This is a genomic window from Euryhalocaulis caribicus (assembly GCF_000412185.1).
GTDB classification, from domain to species: Bacteria; Pseudomonadota; Alphaproteobacteria; order Caulobacterales; family Maricaulaceae; genus Euryhalocaulis; species Euryhalocaulis caribicus.
The window spans coordinates 104855-120719 of sequence record NZ_ASJA01000004.1 but is presented as its reverse complement, the minus strand read 5'-3'; the positions used below and the strand labels follow the sequence as shown (position 1 = coordinate 120719).

Below are 15865 nucleotides of genomic sequence, written 5' to 3'. Positions count from 1 at the left end.
CTGATGTTGCGCGTGAATCGAAGATATCCGCAGGAGGCCGGGTTCACGCTGGTCGAGATGATGGCCGTGCTGGTCATTGTCGGGCTGGCGTCTGCGCTGGTCGTGCTGACGCTGCCCGCGCCGGAAAGCGACGCCGAAAAATCGGCGGAGCGTTTTGCGGCGCTGGTGCAGCGCGCGGCGGAAGAGGCGGTCATCTCCGGCAACGCGGTTGGCGTGCGCGTGGACGGCGCGGGATATGATTTCCAGCGCTGGCGGGGCGGGGCATGGATCGCCATGCCGGGGTTCCGCGCCGTGCAGTGGCCCTCGGGCGTTATCGTCAATGTCAGCAGCGACGCGCTATCCGCCGAGCGACTTGAAGTATTGGATGAAGAGGACGCGCCGCCGCTTATCCGGTTCGACAGCACGGGCGGCTCCACGCCTTTCCGCGTTCAGATCAGCCGCGGCCAGCAGCGTTTCGTGTTTGAGGGCGATGGCGGCGGCGGTTTCATGCTGGAGCGGTCCGATGCGTGAGCGTAGCGAGGCCGGGTTCACGCTGATCGAGGTGATGGCCGCGCTGGCCGTGTTCGCCATCGCCGGCATCTCCCTGATGCATGTCAGCGCGGAGAACGCCCGCGCCGCCACCCGGTTGCAGGAGGTCACCTTCGCCCGCATTGTCGCTGAGAACGTGATGATCGAAACCGCCATGGCCCAAACCGAACCGGCGAGCGGCGAAGATGAGGGCGAGGTGCAAATGGCCGCGGTCGACTGGGTCTGGCGGCGCCAGATTCTTCCGACCGGCAATCCCGCCCTGCGCCGGGTGGAGGTGACGGTCAGCCTTGCCGGATCGGATCGGCAGGCGGCCGTGCTCAGCGGGTTCATCGGTCCATGACGGTCTCGCGCGAATCCGGTTTTACGCTGGTGGAGATGCTGGTGGCGCTGTTCGTGCTGTCGCTTCTCACGGCGGCGGGCACGGCGATGCTGATGCAGACGCTCGATGGCAAGGAGCAGGTGGAGGCGCGGTCTGATGTGCTGCGCGAGATCGACGTCGCCCGGGCGACGCTGAAAAGCGATATTGGTCAGGCCGTCGCCCGTCCTGTGCGCGGCCTGTACCGCGCCCGGGCCGATCAGTTTTTTGCGGGCGGTGACCTGAGGGACGGGGATTCTCAGACCATTCTCTTCTTGGTCCGCCGCGGCTGGGAAAATCCCGGCGCGCTGGAGCGCCGGGGATCGCTTCAGGCCGTGGAATACCGCATTGAAGACGGCGCGCTGATCCGTATCGCCCGCACGCGGCCGGACGCAATGGAACACACGCCCGAGCAACGTCGCGTGCTGCTGTCCGGCGTGCAGGAGGCGAACCTGGAATTTGCCCGCGCGGGCCAGTGGTCGCCGGAATGGTTCGGCGGCGTCCGCGCCGCGCCGCAACTGCCCGAAATCGTGCGCCTGACCCTGACCATGGAAGGCGTTGGCGAGGTCGATCAGCTTTTCATGACAGGCGAGGCGTTCTGATGCTCGTCGACGGCAGGAAGAACGAGCGCGGCGCCGCCCTCATAACGGTCATGCTGATCGTGGCGGTGATGTCGGCGGTGGCGCTCTCGGTCATGGACGACATCCGTTATTCGGTGCGCCGCGCAACCAACGTCCAGCTGCGCGATCAGGCGATGTGGTACGCCATGGGGGCCGAACGCCTGGCCGCCGCCGCCATTGAGCAGGATCGCCGCGCCAGCGAGGAACGCTCCATGCTGGCCGCCGGCGCAGGCCGGGATCTCTATTTCGATATCGAGGGCGGGGCAATTTCCGGCGCGTTGCGCGATGCCTCTAACTGCTTCAATATCAATAGTTTGACGGAGAATGCTGAGGGCGGACGTAGCATCAGCGCGGCCAATGCCGCCCGCTATCAGCGCCTTCTCACGGCTCTGGAATTTAATAGCGGCGAAGCCGCGGCGCTGACGGCGGCGGCGGTCGACTGGATCGACACCGACAACGCCCCGCTGGGGGACGGCGCGGAGGATTCCTATTACGCCAGCCTTCCGGCGCCCCATCGCACCGCCAACACCCTGTTCGCCGAGGTCGAGGAGCTGCGCGGCGTGCGCGGATACGGGGAAGCAATTTTCCAGCGCATACGCCCCCATGTCTGCGCGCACCCGAACGAGAGCGCCTCGCCGCTGAATGTGAATACGCTTCGCCCCGGACAGGGGCCGTTGCTGGTGATGGCGGTCGGCGCCGGGCTGGACGCGGAGGCGGCTGAAAGGGTGATCGCGGAGCGGCCCGATACAGGCTATGGCGATCTGGAGCAGTTCTGGGCGCGCGATGAAATTTCCCGCATCAAACAGGCTGAAGATGCGCGGGAGTTGATTGGCGTGCGCACGGACTATTACACGCTCAATGCCCGCGTCGTGCATTTCGGCGCGGAGTTCTCGCTGTCCACCCTGCTGGCTTCGCCCGGTGGCGGGGATGTGTTCGTGGTGACCCGCCGGTTCGGACAGGATTCATGACCCAGACCCTGTTCATTTTCATCGATCCCGGTTCCTGCGCGCCCGCCTATGCCGCGCTGGTCGATGCGGCCGGCGTCGCGCGCCGTCAGGCCGAAATCGCCGATTTCGATTTCACCGAACTGGAGGCTGAACGAACGGTCCTTGTTCTGCCCGGCGAAGCGGTGGTCACCCACAGGGCGCCGCTGCCGCCGGGCTCCGACGCGCAGGCCCGAACCGCCGCCGGTTTCGCGGTGGAGGACATGGCAGCGCGGCCGGTGGACGAATTGCACATCGCCATCGGGCCGGAGGAAGGCGCCGGCCGCCGTCTGGCGATTGTAGACAAGGATGCGCTTCAGGGCTGGCTGGACGCCGCCGCGGCGCTTGGCGTCACGCCCGATAGCGTGGTTGCCGATTACGACCTTATCCCGCGCGAGGAAGGCGCGATGAGCGTCGCCATGATCGGCGGGCGCGTTTTCGTCACCGGCCCGGGCACGGGGTTCACCGCGGACCCGGACCTTTCCGCCGCAATTCTGAAACAGGCGCTCGAGGGCGCGCGCCTTGGCCCGGTCTGGTCGGAGGATAGCGGCGCGCTTGGCCCGCTGGCGCCGGTTCTGGAAAACGCCGGTCAGGCGCCGCGCGATGACGGCGCGGACTATGCCGCGCTGATCGCCGCCGGCTTGCGCGGCGGCGCCTATACGGAGCTGCTGCAGGGCGCGTTCGCCCGCCGGGCGCCGTTCTTCGCCCAGTGGCGTGTTTTCACCCGCGCCGCGGCCTTGCTGGCGGTCGCCGTGCTGGGCTGTGTCGGCCTGCTGGCGGCGGAGGGTTTTGCCCTCAATCAGCGCGCCGATGAAATCCGCGCAGAGGCCGAGAGCGTCTTTGCAGAGGCCTTTCCGGAGGAAACGCGCATCGTCAATCCGCGCCTCCAGATGACCACCCGCCTGCGCGCCTTGCGCGCGGCCGGCTCCGGCGCCTTCCTTGATCTGGCGACGATCCTGACCGGCAGCCTGGAAGACATTTCTTCCGCGCGCGTCCAGTCCATGCGCTATGACGCCGAGACCGGGGAGCTGGTCGCCGAGGTGGAGTACGCCGCGTTCGAGGACATGGAGACGCTGCGCGCCAATATCGCCGCGCGCGGGGCGGAGCTGGAAGAGGGCGTGTCCCGGCAGTCGCAAGGCCGCATCGCCAGTGAAATCGTCGTGAGGACGCCATGAACGCCGCGCTCGCCTGGTGGAAATCCAAGACCGCCCGCGAACAGCGCCTGCTGGCGGGCGCCGTGGCGGCGGTCCTGCTGGTCGTGATCTGGCAGTTCGTTCTGAATCCCGTGCTTTCCTACCGCGCCGAAGCGCGCCGCAACTATGCCTCCGCCGTGGAGCTGATGGACGAGATCCAGTCCGGCGCGCGAGAGGCTGCTGAGCTGCGCCGGAACGCCGCCGCCGCGCCCAGCCGTCCGGAAGGCCCGGTGCGCGCGCTGGTTACCGGCGCGGCGCGTGAAATGGGCCTGACCGTCTCCCGCACGCAGCCGGGCGAGGGCGGGGCGCTGACCCTGTGGCTGGAGGACGCCGACCCGGCGCTGCTGTATCGCTGGCTGGCGCGGGTGGAGCGTGATCTGGGCGTTCCGGTGGAGCAGGTCACCCTGCGCAAGAATGAGGGCCGCGCCACGGTCCGCGCCAATGTCCTGATTCGCGAGGGCGGCGCATGACGCGCTGGCTTGTCATTGCCGGCGCCTCCGCCCTGGCGTTTGTCGCCGCCCTGATCCTGTGGTTTCCGCTCTCTGCCGCGCTGGCGCTGACCGGCGCGCGCGATCAGGGGCTGGATTGGTCCCGCGCGGCCGGCACGATCTGGAACGGCTCCATTCAGGATGCGGAGCTTCAGCGCCGGCGCCTCGGCGATATCGAAGTCTCCCTGCGTTTCTGGCCCTTGCTGACCGGCCGCGTCAGCCTTGACGCCGGGCTTGCCGCGCCGGGCCTGTTCGGTTCGGGCGTGATCACGCTGGGGCCGGGCGACCGCCTGGCGGTGACCGGGGCCAGCCTGCGGGCCGATCTCGCCCGCGCCGAAGGAATCGATCCCCGGCTTCGCGGACGCCCCGGCTCCTTCACGCTCGATCTCGACCGGGTCGTGTTCAATGAAGCCGGCTGTGTCGAAGCCTCCGGACAGGCCTGGACGGATGCGCTGACGCATGGCGATCCTCGCGCCGACTGGCGGGGACCGCCCCTGACCGGCCCGGCCGTATGCGAGGGGGAGGATCTGGTGGTCCGGCTTGATGGCAATGATGGCGAGGGCGAGTATCGGGTGCTGGCGCGTATGGGGGCGGACCGCGCCCTGACCGTCACCGCCCGCGTGCGCAGCCAGGAGCGTTCGCTGCGCGCTTTCCTGCCGCTTCTGGGGTTCCAACGCGATGAGGACGTCTATGTCTATGCCTGGCCGCGCGAAGGCGCTTAGCGGCGCGCTTCTCTTTGCCGCCTGCGGCTGCGCCACGGCGGCTCAGGAAGATGGAACGCAGCCGGCGCAGGCCCCTGCGACGGACTCCGCCCCGCAAACCGGCGCGGAAATTCCGCAAGGCGCAGGCGACACGCTGACGGTCGGGGCCTTGCCCGCGCAGGAATTGAACGCCGGTCAGTGCGGCGTCTTTCTGTGGTCACGCCGGGCCGAGCCGGAATTTGTCTTTTTCTCGCGTCTGGAAGGGGGAACCGCGCTGATGAATGTCAATGGCGCACTGGTCGCCTTTCAGCGCACGGAAAGCGTCACGGGCGGGGAGGGCGAAACCACGCAGGTCTTCCGTTCGCCCGGCGGCGTTTCGATCAATCTCTCCATGCAAACCGGGGAACAGATGCAGGGCGGGGTCCGCGTGCCGGCCGCCTCCATCCGCCTCACAAAAAAAGACGGCTGGGATCTCGTGATCCCAGCCGCCGGTCTGACTGCCTGCGAAACAGGCTAGGCGTTTATTCGCTTGCGCGTTGTTCCTCGCGGATCGCCTTGAATTCGCTGCCATCATACCATTCAGGCCAGCTTTCGGAGTCCGCCAGGTTCTCGCCCAGCTGATACAGGATCTTCAGGTCGGCAACGATGCCGGACATGTCCCAGCTATCGTCGTATTCGTCAGCCACGCCGTGATAGGCGTTGGCGCGATAGTCGGCCGCAGCCGCTTCGCCGGCTTCCGTGCCGCCCTCGATCAGGTCCTCGCCGCCTTCAGCGTACAGCATCGGCACGCCGCGCTTGGCCAGCGAGATATGGTCGGAGCGGTAATAATAGCCGGCCTCGGCGTTCGGGTCCGGAGTCAGCGTCTTGCCCATCGGCTCGACGACCTCGGCCAGCATGTCTTCCAGCTCGGAAGAGCCATAGCCGATCACCACCATGTCGCGGGATTCGCTGTCGGGCAGCATCGCATCGATATTGATGCCCGCGACGATGTCCTTCAGCGGCACCACCGGGTTCTGCGCGAAATAGTCGGACCCGATAAGGCCGGATTCTTCCGCCGTGACCGCCAGGATCATGACCGAGCGCGCCGGCGGCGTTTCCCGTTTGGCGAATTTCTCGCCGATTTCAAGGATGCCCGCCGTGCCGGAGGCGTTGTCTACGGCGCCGTTATAGATCGTGTCTTCGCCGAAATCGGCCGGCTGGGCGCCCAGATGGTCCCAGTGTCCGGTATAGAGCACATACTCGTCCGGACGCTCGGAGCCGCGGATCACGCCGCCCACATTCTTGGACTCGCTGCGCTTAACGTCGGACACAACCGTGCCCGAAGCCGTCAGGCCTTCCATTGGCACGGGCGCGAACCCACGCTCCTTGGCCTGTTCCTTCAGCTCTTCCAGGTCCAGCCCGGCGGCCGTGAACATTTCCTCGGCCTTCTCGCGGGTCACCCAGCCTTCCAGCTTGGCTTTCGGGTCTTCGGTTTCCAGCGAAAGCTGCGGCCCGGTCCAGGAGTTGCGGACCACCGACCAGCCATAGGAGGCCGGCTCGGTCTCGTGAATGATGATCGCCGCGTCCGGTCCTTGCCGGCCGGCTTCTTCGAATTTGTAGGTCCAGCGGCCATAATAGGTCATGGCGCGGCCGTTGAAGAGTTCCGGGTCCTCGGTCGCGAAGCCCGGATCATTGACCAGCATCACAACTGTTTTGCCGGACCAGTCCATGTCCGCGTAGTCGTTCCAGTCATATTCCGGCGCGACGGAGCCATAGCCGATGAAAACCAGTTCGGAATCCTCGAAAGAAACCTCGTTTTCCATCTGCTTGGTCCAGTAAACGACATCCTCGCCCAGTTGCAGGGAGATGTCGCCGTCCGGCCCGGAAATGGCGAAATCGGACTGCGCCGTGTCCAGCGTCGCTTCCACCAGCGGAACGGTCTGGGTGTATCCGGCGTCGCTCATCGGCTCCAGGCCGATGCGCTGCATTTCCTGGGTCACCCACTCCACCGTGCGCTCGCCGCCCGGGGTCGCCGGGGCGCGGCCTTCAAAGGCGTCGCTGGCGAGAATCTCGATGCGGTTGGCGACATCTTCGGCCGTGATTTCGGCGACGGAGTTGTCGACTTCGGCCTGTGCGGCCTGAACGATGGCCTCGGAATCGTCTTCCCCGGCGGCCATGTCCTCTTCCGCCATGCCGTCTTCGGTCATGGCGTCGCCGTTCATTTCGGCGGAATCGGCCGCTTCGCCGGTTTCGGCGGCGGTATCTTCAATCTCTGTATCGGTCTGGTCTCCGCAGGCGGCCAGCGAAATCGCCAGAACCGACGCGGCGGCTAAAAAGCGCATTGGTGTCTCCCTCGAGTGTTATTTTTCTGCCGCATTGGAAGCGCGTTTCGCGGCGCGCCGCAAGGGCGGCGGCTTGTCGCGCTTCCGCGCGCCGGGGGTCTCCGGCAGGGCGCGGCGAGTCTATCCGTTATTCTCCGGGTCCTTGGCCTCGATTTTCATGTCGCCATCTTCCTCGGCCTCGATCGTTCCGGCGGGCGTTTCGATGGTCACGGTTTCCTCGTCCTCACAGGCGGCAAGGGCGAGCACGGCAAGAATCACGGGGGCGGCAATACGCATGATGTAATCTCCATGAAATGAAAACGGCGGACCGGGAAAACCCGGCCCGCCGCACGCAATCTGATCAGTTTTCGTTGACGTTGACGTCGCCGTCTTCCTCGACTTCGACCTCGCCGGCCGGGGTTTCGATCTCGGCCTCGTCTTCACAGGCGGCAACGCCGAGCATGCCAAGGGCGGCCAGCGCCGCGATATATTTCTTCATGGTCTTTTTCCCCTTGTTTTCACGCCATCGGGGCGCGGGTCGGGGCTTAAACGCATGAACGCGGTTTTTTATCCATCATCGGGCAGCGGAATATGTTCATGCTCGCCAGGCGGCAGGGTGAACGGCCCGCCTTCGGGGAACCCGTCCTGCGCCGCGGCGGTCCAGTCGCGCTTGGCCTGTTCGATGCGATCGGGCCGGGAACTCACATAATTCCACCAGATCTTGCGCTCGCCGACAGGCTCACCGCCCAGCAGCATCAGGCGCGTGCGGTCTTTCGCCATAACGCGAATCGGCGCGTTTTCGCCCAGAACCGCCATTTCGCCTTCGCGCACGGCGGCACCGTCAATTTCCACTTCCCCGAACACCACATAGACCGCGCGTTCGGTATAGTTGTCCGGCGCGGCCAGCGTGGTTCCGGCCTCCATCTCCGCCTGCAGATAGAAAAGCGGGGAAAGATGCTGAACGGGCGATTCCACCCCGTAGGCTTCGCCCGCAATCAGGGTCAGCGCCGCGCCGCCATCGCTGGTCAGCGTGGGCAGTTCGTTCGGCGTGTGATGGAAGAAGCCGGGATCGGCTTCCTCGTGCTCGTCGGGCAGGGCGACCCAGCTCTGGATGCCATGCAGCCGGTGACCGGCTTCGCGGTCCCCATCGTCGGTGCGCTCGGAATGGGCGATGCCGCGGCCCGCCGTCATCCAGTTCACTGCGCCGGGACGGATGACCATATCGGTGCCCAGGCTGTCGCGGTGGCGCAGGCCGCCATCGAACAACCAGGTCAGGGTCGCCAGATTGATGTGCGGATGCGGGCGGACATCGATGCCCTTGCCCGGTTCGAACACCGCCGGGCCGATATGATCAAAGAAGATGAACGGCCCGACCATCCGCCGTCTGGCGTAGGGCAGGACGCGGCGGACGGAAAACCCGCCCAGATCGCGGGGCCGGGCATTGATAATCAGGTCAATCGCCTTGCAGGGCGCTTCGCGCTCATCATCTGCCGGAACTTCTTCGGAATAACGGGACATGCCTGCCTCTCCTGCACAGCTAGATGGCGATAACCAACAGTCCCCCGAGATAGAACAGGAGAACCGCAAAGCTTTCAAATCCGATATTGGCGAATCCATGCGGCTGGCGGCGCAGCAGACCCATGAGAAGGATCGTCGTCATGACCACCGCCAGGACGCTCAGAAACACGGTGTCGGCGCCCATGGCGTGATAGATCGAGCCTTCGCGATAGGCGGCGTCGGCGGCGCCGGCGAACAGCACGTCGAACGTATTGCCGCCCAGTATGCCGCCCACCGCCAGTTGCAGCGCCCCGCGCCGCACCGCCGCGATCGTCGTCACCAGTTCCGGGGTCGATGTCGCCAGCGCGGTGAAGACCGCGCCCACCAGGCTTTCCTGCCATCCGGCGGTTTCGATCAGGCCGATGCCGGTCTGCGCCACGGCAAACCCGGCGACCGCCGTGATCAGGCCCAGAAACGCCACCTCGGCCGATAGGCGCACGATGCTGTGCTTGCCGTGATCGTCGTCAGGCCGGTCATAGCGCGTCTCGGTGGTCTGCGCCGCCTTCCACATCGGATATTTGCGGGCTTTCAGGGCCACGTCCTTGCTGAACAGATAGGCGGCGAACAGGAAGGGCGTGACCGGGTGAACGCCCAGAATGGAAACCTCCGGCCCGGATGCGGCCAGCAGCACCAGCGCGATCAGTCCGATCAGCGCCGCGCCGTCCACCAGATTGGCCAGCGATACCGCGGCATGCTCCAGATTGGCCCGGCGATAGGCGAAATCGGCGATGACCAGAAACGCCGTCTGCGCCGCAATGCCTCCCATGGCGTTGGAAACGGCCAGTTCCGGGTGATTCTGCGCGGCGGCGGCGACGGAGGTGACAATGCCGGGCAGGGACGTAATCGCCCCCATGATGATCGCCCCGGTCATCGCCTCGCCCAGCCCCGTGGCGTCCGCCAGCTTGTCCGCGGCCCCGGCCAGCCGCGACCCGGCCGCAAGAATTATGGCGGCCGCAACCAGAAACAGCAGGATCAGGACAGGAAGGGGCAGGGCGGCGGGGTTTGGCATTGCCTTCCCAATGCGGGCGCGGCGGCCTTGTTCCGGCCGGTTAACCGTCTGCGCCGCTTGTGAGGGGGGCAAGGCCCCGTTAGGTTGCGCGCGCCGCGTCGAAAGGGCGCGCGGCGGCTATAAAAAACCCGATGTCCGATCCCACCCGCACCTATCTCGATTTTGAACGTCCCATCGCCGAGCTCGAGGCGAAGATCGAAGAGCTCGAATCCGCCGCCGGCTCGAACGGCGACGGCGATGACGGCGTCGATGTGGCTGATGAAATCAAGCGCCTGCGCGAAAAGGCCGCTGACCAGCTGCGCAAGACCTATGCGAATCTGACGCCCTGGCAGAAGACGCAGGTGGCCCGGCATCCGGACCGCCCGCACTTCCACGACTTCCGATCGAACCTGATCGAGGCCTTTACCGAGCTGTCGGGCGACCGTTCCTTTGGCGAGGACCCGGCGATTCTGGGCGGCACGGGCTGGATGACCAAACGCCCGGTTCTGGTGATCGGCCATGAGAAGGGCCGCGACACCCAGACCCGCCTGCATCACAATTTCGGCATGGCCCGCCCGGAGGGTTACCGCAAGGCGGTGCGCCTGATGGATCTGGCCGAGAAATTCCAGATACCGGTGGTCAGCTTCGTCGACACCGCCGGCGCCTATCCGGGTCTGGGCGCGGAAGAACGCGGACAGGCCGAGGCCATCGCCCGCTCGACCGAGCGCTGCCTGACGCTGGGCGTGCCGATGGTGACGGTCATCACGGGCGAGGGCGGCTCCGGCGGCGCCATTGCGCTGGCCGCGGCCAACACTGTCCTGATGATGGAGCACTCCATCTATTCGGTGATCTCGCCTGAGGGCTGCGCCTCTATCCTGTGGCGCGATCAGGCCAAGGCCAAGGACGCGGCGGAGGCCATGAAGATCACCGCGAACGATCTTCAGGATCTGCACGTCATCGACGACATTATTCAGGAGCCGATGGGCGGCGCCCATCGCGCCCCGTCAGAGATAATTCAGAGCGTCGGCAAGGCGATTGACCGGGCGCTGGCTTCGCTGGAAAACCGCAGCGCGGACGAGCTTCGCGAGCAACGCCGCGAACGCTTCCTGCGCATCGGGCGGGAACTCAGCTAGCTCTCTTAAGCGCCATAGAGGCCTGCCCCGACGCCCAGCAGCGTCAGCACGCCCAACGCCGTGAACATCAAGGCGGCGAGGCCATGCACCAGCCGCACCGGGATCCGGTGCGCGGCGCGCTCGCCCAGCAGCACCGCCGGCGCGTTGGCCAGCATCATGCCCAGCGTGGTCCCCGCAATCACGGCGGTCAGCGCCTCGAACCGGGCGGCCAGCGCCACTGTGGCGATCTGCGTCTTGTCGCCCATTTCCGCCATGAAAAACGAGACCAGCGCCGCCCCGAACGCGCCCATTGCGCCGCCATGGGTTTTCAGGCCGTCATCCGAATCCGGGATCAGCACCCACCCCGCCATGGCCAGAAAGGCCAGGCCCAGCAGCCAGCGCAGGACATCGGGGCCAAGGAACGCGGACACCGCAGCGCCAACCGCCCCGGCCAGGGCGTGGTTGAGGATTGTGGCGGCCAGAATCCCAAGCAGGATGGGAACGGGTTTGCGGAAGCGCGCGGCCAGTATGAAAGCCAGCAATTGCGTCTTGTCGCCAATCTCGGCCAGCGCGACGACGCCCGTGGAAACCAGAAACGATTCCATATCTTGAACTTTTCCGGGACGGGCGGGGCTTCGCGAATCCAATGACGCAAAGCGCTCCGCCCGTCCCGGCTGAAGCGCTCGGCGTCAAAGGTCTCGCCAAACCCGTTCGGGCCTGAACGCGCCACCGGCATAAAGCCGGAGTTTGTTGACGCGCTCTCCTCTCGCAAATCGGAGGACGGCTACTCCCCAATGACAGGGCGCTGTGTAACCGAAGGCGGGGGCCGGCGCAAAGGGCAATCACAACAATAAAAGGCCCGGCGCGGGGCCGGGCCTTTTAATCAAGAGCAAGCAAGGCGGGCTGTCTCAGGCGTCGGCCGAGACCGTGCCGTGGCAGTGCTTGTATTTCTTGCCGGAGCCACAGGGGCAGGGCGCGTTGCGCGGCACCTTGCCCCAGCTATCGGGGTTGTTCGGGTCCAGCCGCGCCTGTTTCGGCATGGTCGAGGCTGACGCCTGACCTTCTCCGTCCCCCATCTCGTTCCGGCCCGTATGCGGGTCGATATGCTGGGCCTGCATTTGCGGAGGCTCGGGCGCCTTGGGCGGCTCGACGGAAACGCGGACGCGCATCAGCGTGCGCGTCACCTTTTCCCGCAGGTCCACGATCAGCGCCTCGAACAGGTTGAAGGCCTCGGTCTTGAACTCGTTCAGCGGGTCGCGCTGGGCATAGCCGCGCAGGCCGATGACGGAGCGTAGCTGGTCCAGCTCGCGCAGGTGCTCGCGCCAGGATTCATCGATCGTGCGCAGCAGCATCTGCTTCTCGACGCGGCGCATCAGGTCCGGCCCCAGTTCGGTGACGCGCTGGGCGTAGCGGGAATCCACCGCTTGGACCAGACGGTTCTGGATTTCCTCGTCGGCGATGCCTTCTTCCTTGGCCCATTCGGCGATCGGCGGCTCGATGTCGAAGACATCCTTGATCTCTTCGGCCAGCCCCGCGATGTCCCATTGCTCGGCATAGGCCTTGGGCGGGACGTAATGGGCGACCTTGTCCTCGATGACCTGGTGGCGCATGTCGCGCACGGCCTCGTCGACATTGTCCTCGGTCATGAACTCGATGCGCTGCTCGAAGATCGCCTTGCGCTGATCGTTCATGACGTCGTCGTATTTCAGCAGGTTCTTGCGGATCTCGAAGTTCCGCTCCTCGACTTTGCGCTGCGACGTTTCCAGCGCCTTCGACATCCACGGATGGGCGATGGCCTCGCCCTCCTTCATGCCGAACGTCTTCATGATGTTGTCCAGGCGCTCCGGCGCGAAAATGCGCAGCAGATCGTCTTCCAGACAGACATAGAATTTGGATTTGCCGGGATCGCCCTGGCGGCCCGAACGGCCGCGCAGCTGGTTGTCGATGCGCCGGCTTTCGTGGCGCTCGGTGCCCAGCACGTACAGGCCGCCGGACTCCTTCACCACGCGCTTGTCTTCGGCGATGGCGGCGGCGATTTTCTCGCGCTCGGCCTCGATTTCGGCCTCGGTCGGCTCCTTGCCCTTCCCGGTCTGCTCCTCCATCCACTTCTCCAGCAGCATCTCGGCGTTGCCGCCCAGCTGGATGTCGGTGCCGCGGCCGGCCATGTTGGTGGCGACCGTGATCGCGCCCGGCACGCCGGCCTGGGACACGATGAAGGCTTCCTGTTCGTGGTGACGGGCGTTCAGCACCGCGTGCTCGATGGGCAGCTTTTTCAGCATTTCCGCCATGGACGGGCGCTCGACCGCCGCGTCGGCCTTCTCGCCGGCCGCCTTGCGTTCCTCGGCGGTGCGATAGAGATGGCCCAGCGTCTGGCGGAAGAATTTCTTGTCGGAGAGCAGCTTGGACAGCACTTCCGATTTCTCGATGGACACCGTGCCGACCAGAACCGGCTGGCCCTTCTCGCGCCGCTCGATCAGGTCGTCGATGATGGCGGCGTATTTTTCCGGCGCCGTGCGATAGACCTCATCGTCATTGTCTTCGCGTTCGATCGGCTTGTTGGTCGGAATTTCGACCACGCCAAGACCGTAGATATTCTCGAACTCCCCGGCCTCGGTCGCCGCCGTGCCGGTCATGCCGGCCAGCTTCTTGTAGAGGCGGAAATAGTTCTGGAAGGTGATGGAGGCCAGCGTCACGTTTTCCGGCTGGATCTCGACGTCTTCCTTGGCCTCGATGGCCTGATGCAGACCTTCGGAGAGGCGCCGCCCCTCCATCATCCGGCCCGTGAACTCGTCAATCAGGACAACCTTGTCGTCTTTGACGATATAGTCCTTGTCCTTGGTGTAGAGCTTGTGCGCGCGCAGCGCCTGCTGGACATGATGAACGACCGAAACATTGGTCACGTCATACATGTCCGTATCCGGCTCCAGCAGCTCGTGCTGGATCAGGATCTGCTCGATATGTTCGTTGCCGTCCTCGGTCAGCACGACCGAGCGCTGCTTTTCGTCCAGCTCGAAATCCTCGTCGACCAGCTCCGGAATCACCTTGTCGACCTGGCGGTAGAAATCGCTGCGGTCGTCGGTGGGGCCGGAAATGATCAGCGGCGTGCGGGATTCGTCGATCAGGATGGAGTCCACCTCGTCGACGATGGCGAAGTGGTGGCCGCGCTGGACCATGTCCTCCAGCGCATACTTCATGTTGTCGCGCAGATAGTCGAAGCCGAACTCGTTGTTCGTGCCGTAGGTGACATCCGCGGCGTAGGCGGCGCGGCGCTCGTGATCGACCATGCCGTGAATGATGCAGCCCACGGAAAGGCCCAGGAAATTATAGACCTGGCCCATCCATTCGGCGTCTCGCGAGGCGAGATAGTCGTTGACCGTAATGACATGCACGCCGGTTTCGGGAATGGCGTTCAGATAAACCGCCAGCGTGGCGACCAGCGTCTTGCCCTCGCCGGTCTTCATCTCCGCGATATCGCCCTGATGCATCACGATGCCGCCGACCAGCTGCACGTCGTAATGGCGCTGGCCCAGCGTCCGCTTGGCGGCCTCGCGCACCGTGGCAAAGGCTTCCGGCAGCAGAGCGTCCAGCTTCTCGCCGTTCTTGTAACGCTCGCGGAACTCGGCCGTCTTGGCTTTCAGCTGATCGTCGCTGAGCGCCTCGAATTCAGGCTCCAGCCCGTTGATCTTGTCGATCGTCCCCTGCATGCGTTTGACAACGCGCTGATTGGAAGACCCGAAAAAGCGTTTGGCGAAATTGAGCATAGGTAGACGGATCGCAATTCTTTAGCGGCGCAGAGAGATGGAACGGTCTGGCCAGTGAAATGGGACCGGGCCGATCAGTATTAAAGCCCTTGAATTCAGGGTCTGATGGTCCGACTTGCACTCGGCGCTGACTTAAGAGCGGCCCCGTGCCCTGTCAACGAAGCCGCGCGGCGGCTAGATTGCCGCCAACCCGTGTCCAAGAGCGTCTGGAGGTATCATAAATGAGCATCCGCTCCGGCCTGTTCCTTCTATTGGCCGCAATTGCGCTGGCCGCCTGCTCCGACGAGAGCAGCCCCGAAGCCTCCGTCGAGTTGCGCGATAACGTCACGCGTCTGGGCGATACTGTCGCAGCCGAAGTCGGGGAAACCCGCATCTATGTCTCGGATGTGGAGCGCGAGGCCGCCGCCCAGGGCGCCATTGCGCCGGGCGACCGCATCTCGACCGATTCCGATGCTTATTCCCGCGTTCTGGACGAGCTGATCGACCAGCGCCTGCTGGCCATGGAGGCGGCCCGCCGCGGCCTTGCCGACACGGATGAAGCGCGCCGCCGCCTGCAGACCGCGCGCGAACGCATTCTCGGCAATGTCCTGGTCGAGACCGCCGTGGACGAAAGCGTCACCGAGGATTCGATCCGCCGCATGTATGACGAGCAGGTGCGCCTGGTGGAGCTGGGCGACGAGGTTCGCGCGCGTCACATTCTGGTCGAGACGCGCGAGGCCGCCGACGAGATCAAGGCGCAGCTGGATGAGGGCGCGGACTTTGCACAGCTCGCCTTCGACAACTCCATAGACGAGGCGACGCGTCTGGATGGCGGCGATCTCGGCTATTTCACGTCAGACGCCATGGTCGCGCCTTTTTCCACCGCGGCTTACGCCACGCCGGTGGGTGAAATCTCCGACCCGTTCGAGACCGAATTCGGCTGGCATATCGTGAAGGTTGAAGACCGCCGGGCCCAGCAGCGCCCGAGTTTCGAGGAGCTGCGCCCGCGTATCGTGCGCTTCATGACATTCGACGAAATCCAGAACCTGCTGGATGATCTGCGCGACAACACCGAAATCACTGTTCGCGATGCGCCGGCGGTCTCGCTGGAAGGCGATTCCGGGTCCGATGATGAACCCGTCACGCTTGAGCCTGCGCCGCAGCAGCAAGACGACGCCGCGCCGGAAGATAACGCTGAACCGGCCCCGGAAGAGTGAGCGAAAAATCTCGCGATACTTTGGAATTGAAGGCTTTCGGGGAACCGGACCTTAATAATTCCAGTGATAGCGTCCGCCGCCCT

Annotated in this window: 17 protein-coding genes and 1 riboswitch; of the genes, 10 read left to right on the top strand and 7 right to left on the bottom strand. The window is 65.2% G+C overall.

What is annotated here, in order from left to right; translation table 11 throughout:
• Positions 1-12: 12 nt before the first annotated feature.
• Genes gspH through L338_RS04895 form a run of 8 tightly spaced genes read left to right on the top strand, consistent with a single transcriptional unit; the run spans position 13 to position 5385 of the window.
• Complete coding sequence (gene gspH / locus L338_RS16370) at positions 13-510, top strand: type II secretion system minor pseudopilin GspH (RefSeq protein ID WP_161624597.1); 498 nt, start codon at positions 13-15, stop codon at positions 508-510.
• Positions 503-868 carry a type II secretion system minor pseudopilin GspI gene (gspI, locus tag L338_RS04925; RefSeq protein WP_022697262.1) on the top strand — a complete coding sequence of 122 codons (366 nt, stop codon included), beginning with the start codon at positions 503-505 and terminating at the stop codon, positions 866-868. The genes gspH and gspI overlap by 8 nt, the downstream gene beginning before the upstream one ends.
• On the top strand, positions 865-1485 hold the full coding sequence (gspJ, locus tag L338_RS04920) for a type II secretion system minor pseudopilin GspJ (RefSeq protein WP_022697261.1): 621 nt from the start codon (positions 865-867) through the stop codon (positions 1483-1485). The genes gspI and gspJ overlap by 4 nt, the downstream gene beginning before the upstream one ends.
• Positions 1485-2471: a type II secretion system minor pseudopilin GspK gene (gene gspK, locus L338_RS04915; RefSeq protein WP_022697260.1), complete on the top strand. Its 987-nt coding sequence runs from the start codon at positions 1485-1487 to the stop codon at positions 2469-2471. Before gspJ ends, gspK begins: the two co-directional genes overlap by 1 nt.
• Entirely contained in the window at positions 2468-3661 is a 1194-nt protein-coding gene (gene gspL / locus L338_RS16365) for a type II secretion system protein GspL (protein ID WP_022697259.1), read from the top strand. Before gspK ends, gspL begins: the two co-directional genes overlap by 4 nt.
• Positions 3658-4149: a type II secretion system protein M gene (locus L338_RS04905; protein ID WP_022697258.1), complete on the top strand. Its 492-nt coding sequence runs from the start codon at positions 3658-3660 to the stop codon at positions 4147-4149. The genes gspL and L338_RS04905 overlap by 4 nt, the downstream gene beginning before the upstream one ends.
• Entirely contained in the window at positions 4146-4889 is a 744-nt protein-coding gene (gene gspN, locus L338_RS04900) for a type II secretion system protein N (RefSeq protein ID WP_022697257.1), read from the top strand. Before L338_RS04905 ends, gspN begins: the two co-directional genes overlap by 4 nt.
• Positions 4858-5385 (top strand): hypothetical protein, encoded by a 528-nt coding sequence (locus L338_RS04895; RefSeq protein ID WP_152485819.1) that lies wholly within the window; start codon positions 4858-4860, stop codon positions 5383-5385. Before gspN ends, L338_RS04895 begins: the two co-directional genes overlap by 32 nt.
• 4 nt (positions 5386-5389) lie before the next feature.
• Here L338_RS04895 and L338_RS04890 read toward each other — a convergent pair whose 3' ends face one another.
• The 5 genes from L338_RS04890 to L338_RS04880 all read right to left on the bottom strand — a co-directional run bounded on the left by L338_RS04890 (position 5390) and on the right by L338_RS04880 (position 9734).
• Positions 5390-7189: a M28 family metallopeptidase gene (locus tag L338_RS04890; protein ID WP_022697255.1), complete on the bottom strand. Its 1800-nt coding sequence runs from the start codon at positions 7187-7189 to the stop codon at positions 5390-5392.
• Positions 7190-7309: 120 nt separating this feature from the next.
• Complete coding sequence (locus tag L338_RS17550) at positions 7310-7465, bottom strand: hypothetical protein (protein WP_022697254.1); 156 nt, start codon at positions 7463-7465, stop codon at positions 7310-7312.
• Positions 7466-7529: 64 nt separating this feature from the next.
• Entirely contained in the window at positions 7530-7667 is a 138-nt protein-coding gene (locus L338_RS17545; RefSeq protein ID WP_022697253.1) for a hypothetical protein, read from the bottom strand.
• Between the two features lie 68 nt (positions 7668-7735).
• Positions 7736-8686: a pirin family protein gene (locus L338_RS04885; protein WP_022697252.1), complete on the bottom strand. Its 951-nt coding sequence runs from the start codon at positions 8684-8686 to the stop codon at positions 7736-7738.
• 19 nt (positions 8687-8705) lie between these two features.
• Positions 8706-9734, bottom strand: a complete 1029-nt coding sequence (locus L338_RS04880) for a sodium:calcium antiporter (RefSeq protein WP_022697251.1) — start codon at positions 9732-9734, stop codon at positions 8706-8708.
• A 131-nt stretch (positions 9735-9865) separates the two neighbouring features.
• Here L338_RS04880 and L338_RS04875 point away from each other — a divergent pair, with 131 nt between their 5' ends.
• The gene (locus L338_RS04875) at positions 9866-10846 is read left to right on the top strand and encodes an acetyl-CoA carboxylase carboxyltransferase subunit alpha (protein ID WP_022697250.1); all 981 of its coding nucleotides are present in this window, start codon (positions 9866-9868) and stop codon (positions 10844-10846) included.
• 5 nt (positions 10847-10851) lie between these two features.
• On the opposite strand, the gene L338_RS04870 is transcribed toward L338_RS04875, so the two are convergent.
• On the bottom strand, positions 10852-11430 hold the full coding sequence (locus L338_RS04870; RefSeq protein WP_022697249.1) for a TMEM165/GDT1 family protein: 579 nt from the start codon (positions 11428-11430) through the stop codon (positions 10852-10854).
• Between the two features lie 22 nt (positions 11431-11452).
• A riboswitch (yybP-ykoY riboswitch) is annotated at positions 11453-11630 on the bottom strand.
• A 103-nt stretch (positions 11631-11733) separates the two neighbouring features.
• Positions 11734-14586 (bottom strand): preprotein translocase subunit SecA, encoded by a 2853-nt coding sequence (secA, locus tag L338_RS04865; RefSeq protein ID WP_022697248.1) that lies wholly within the window; start codon positions 14584-14586, stop codon positions 11734-11736.
• A 221-nt stretch (positions 14587-14807) separates the two neighbouring features.
• Between secA and L338_RS04860 the strand changes: the two genes are divergently transcribed.
• Positions 14808-15782: a peptidylprolyl isomerase gene (locus tag L338_RS04860; RefSeq protein ID WP_022697247.1), complete on the top strand. Its 975-nt coding sequence runs from the start codon at positions 14808-14810 to the stop codon at positions 15780-15782.
• Positions 15783-15865: the final 83 nt, after the last annotated feature.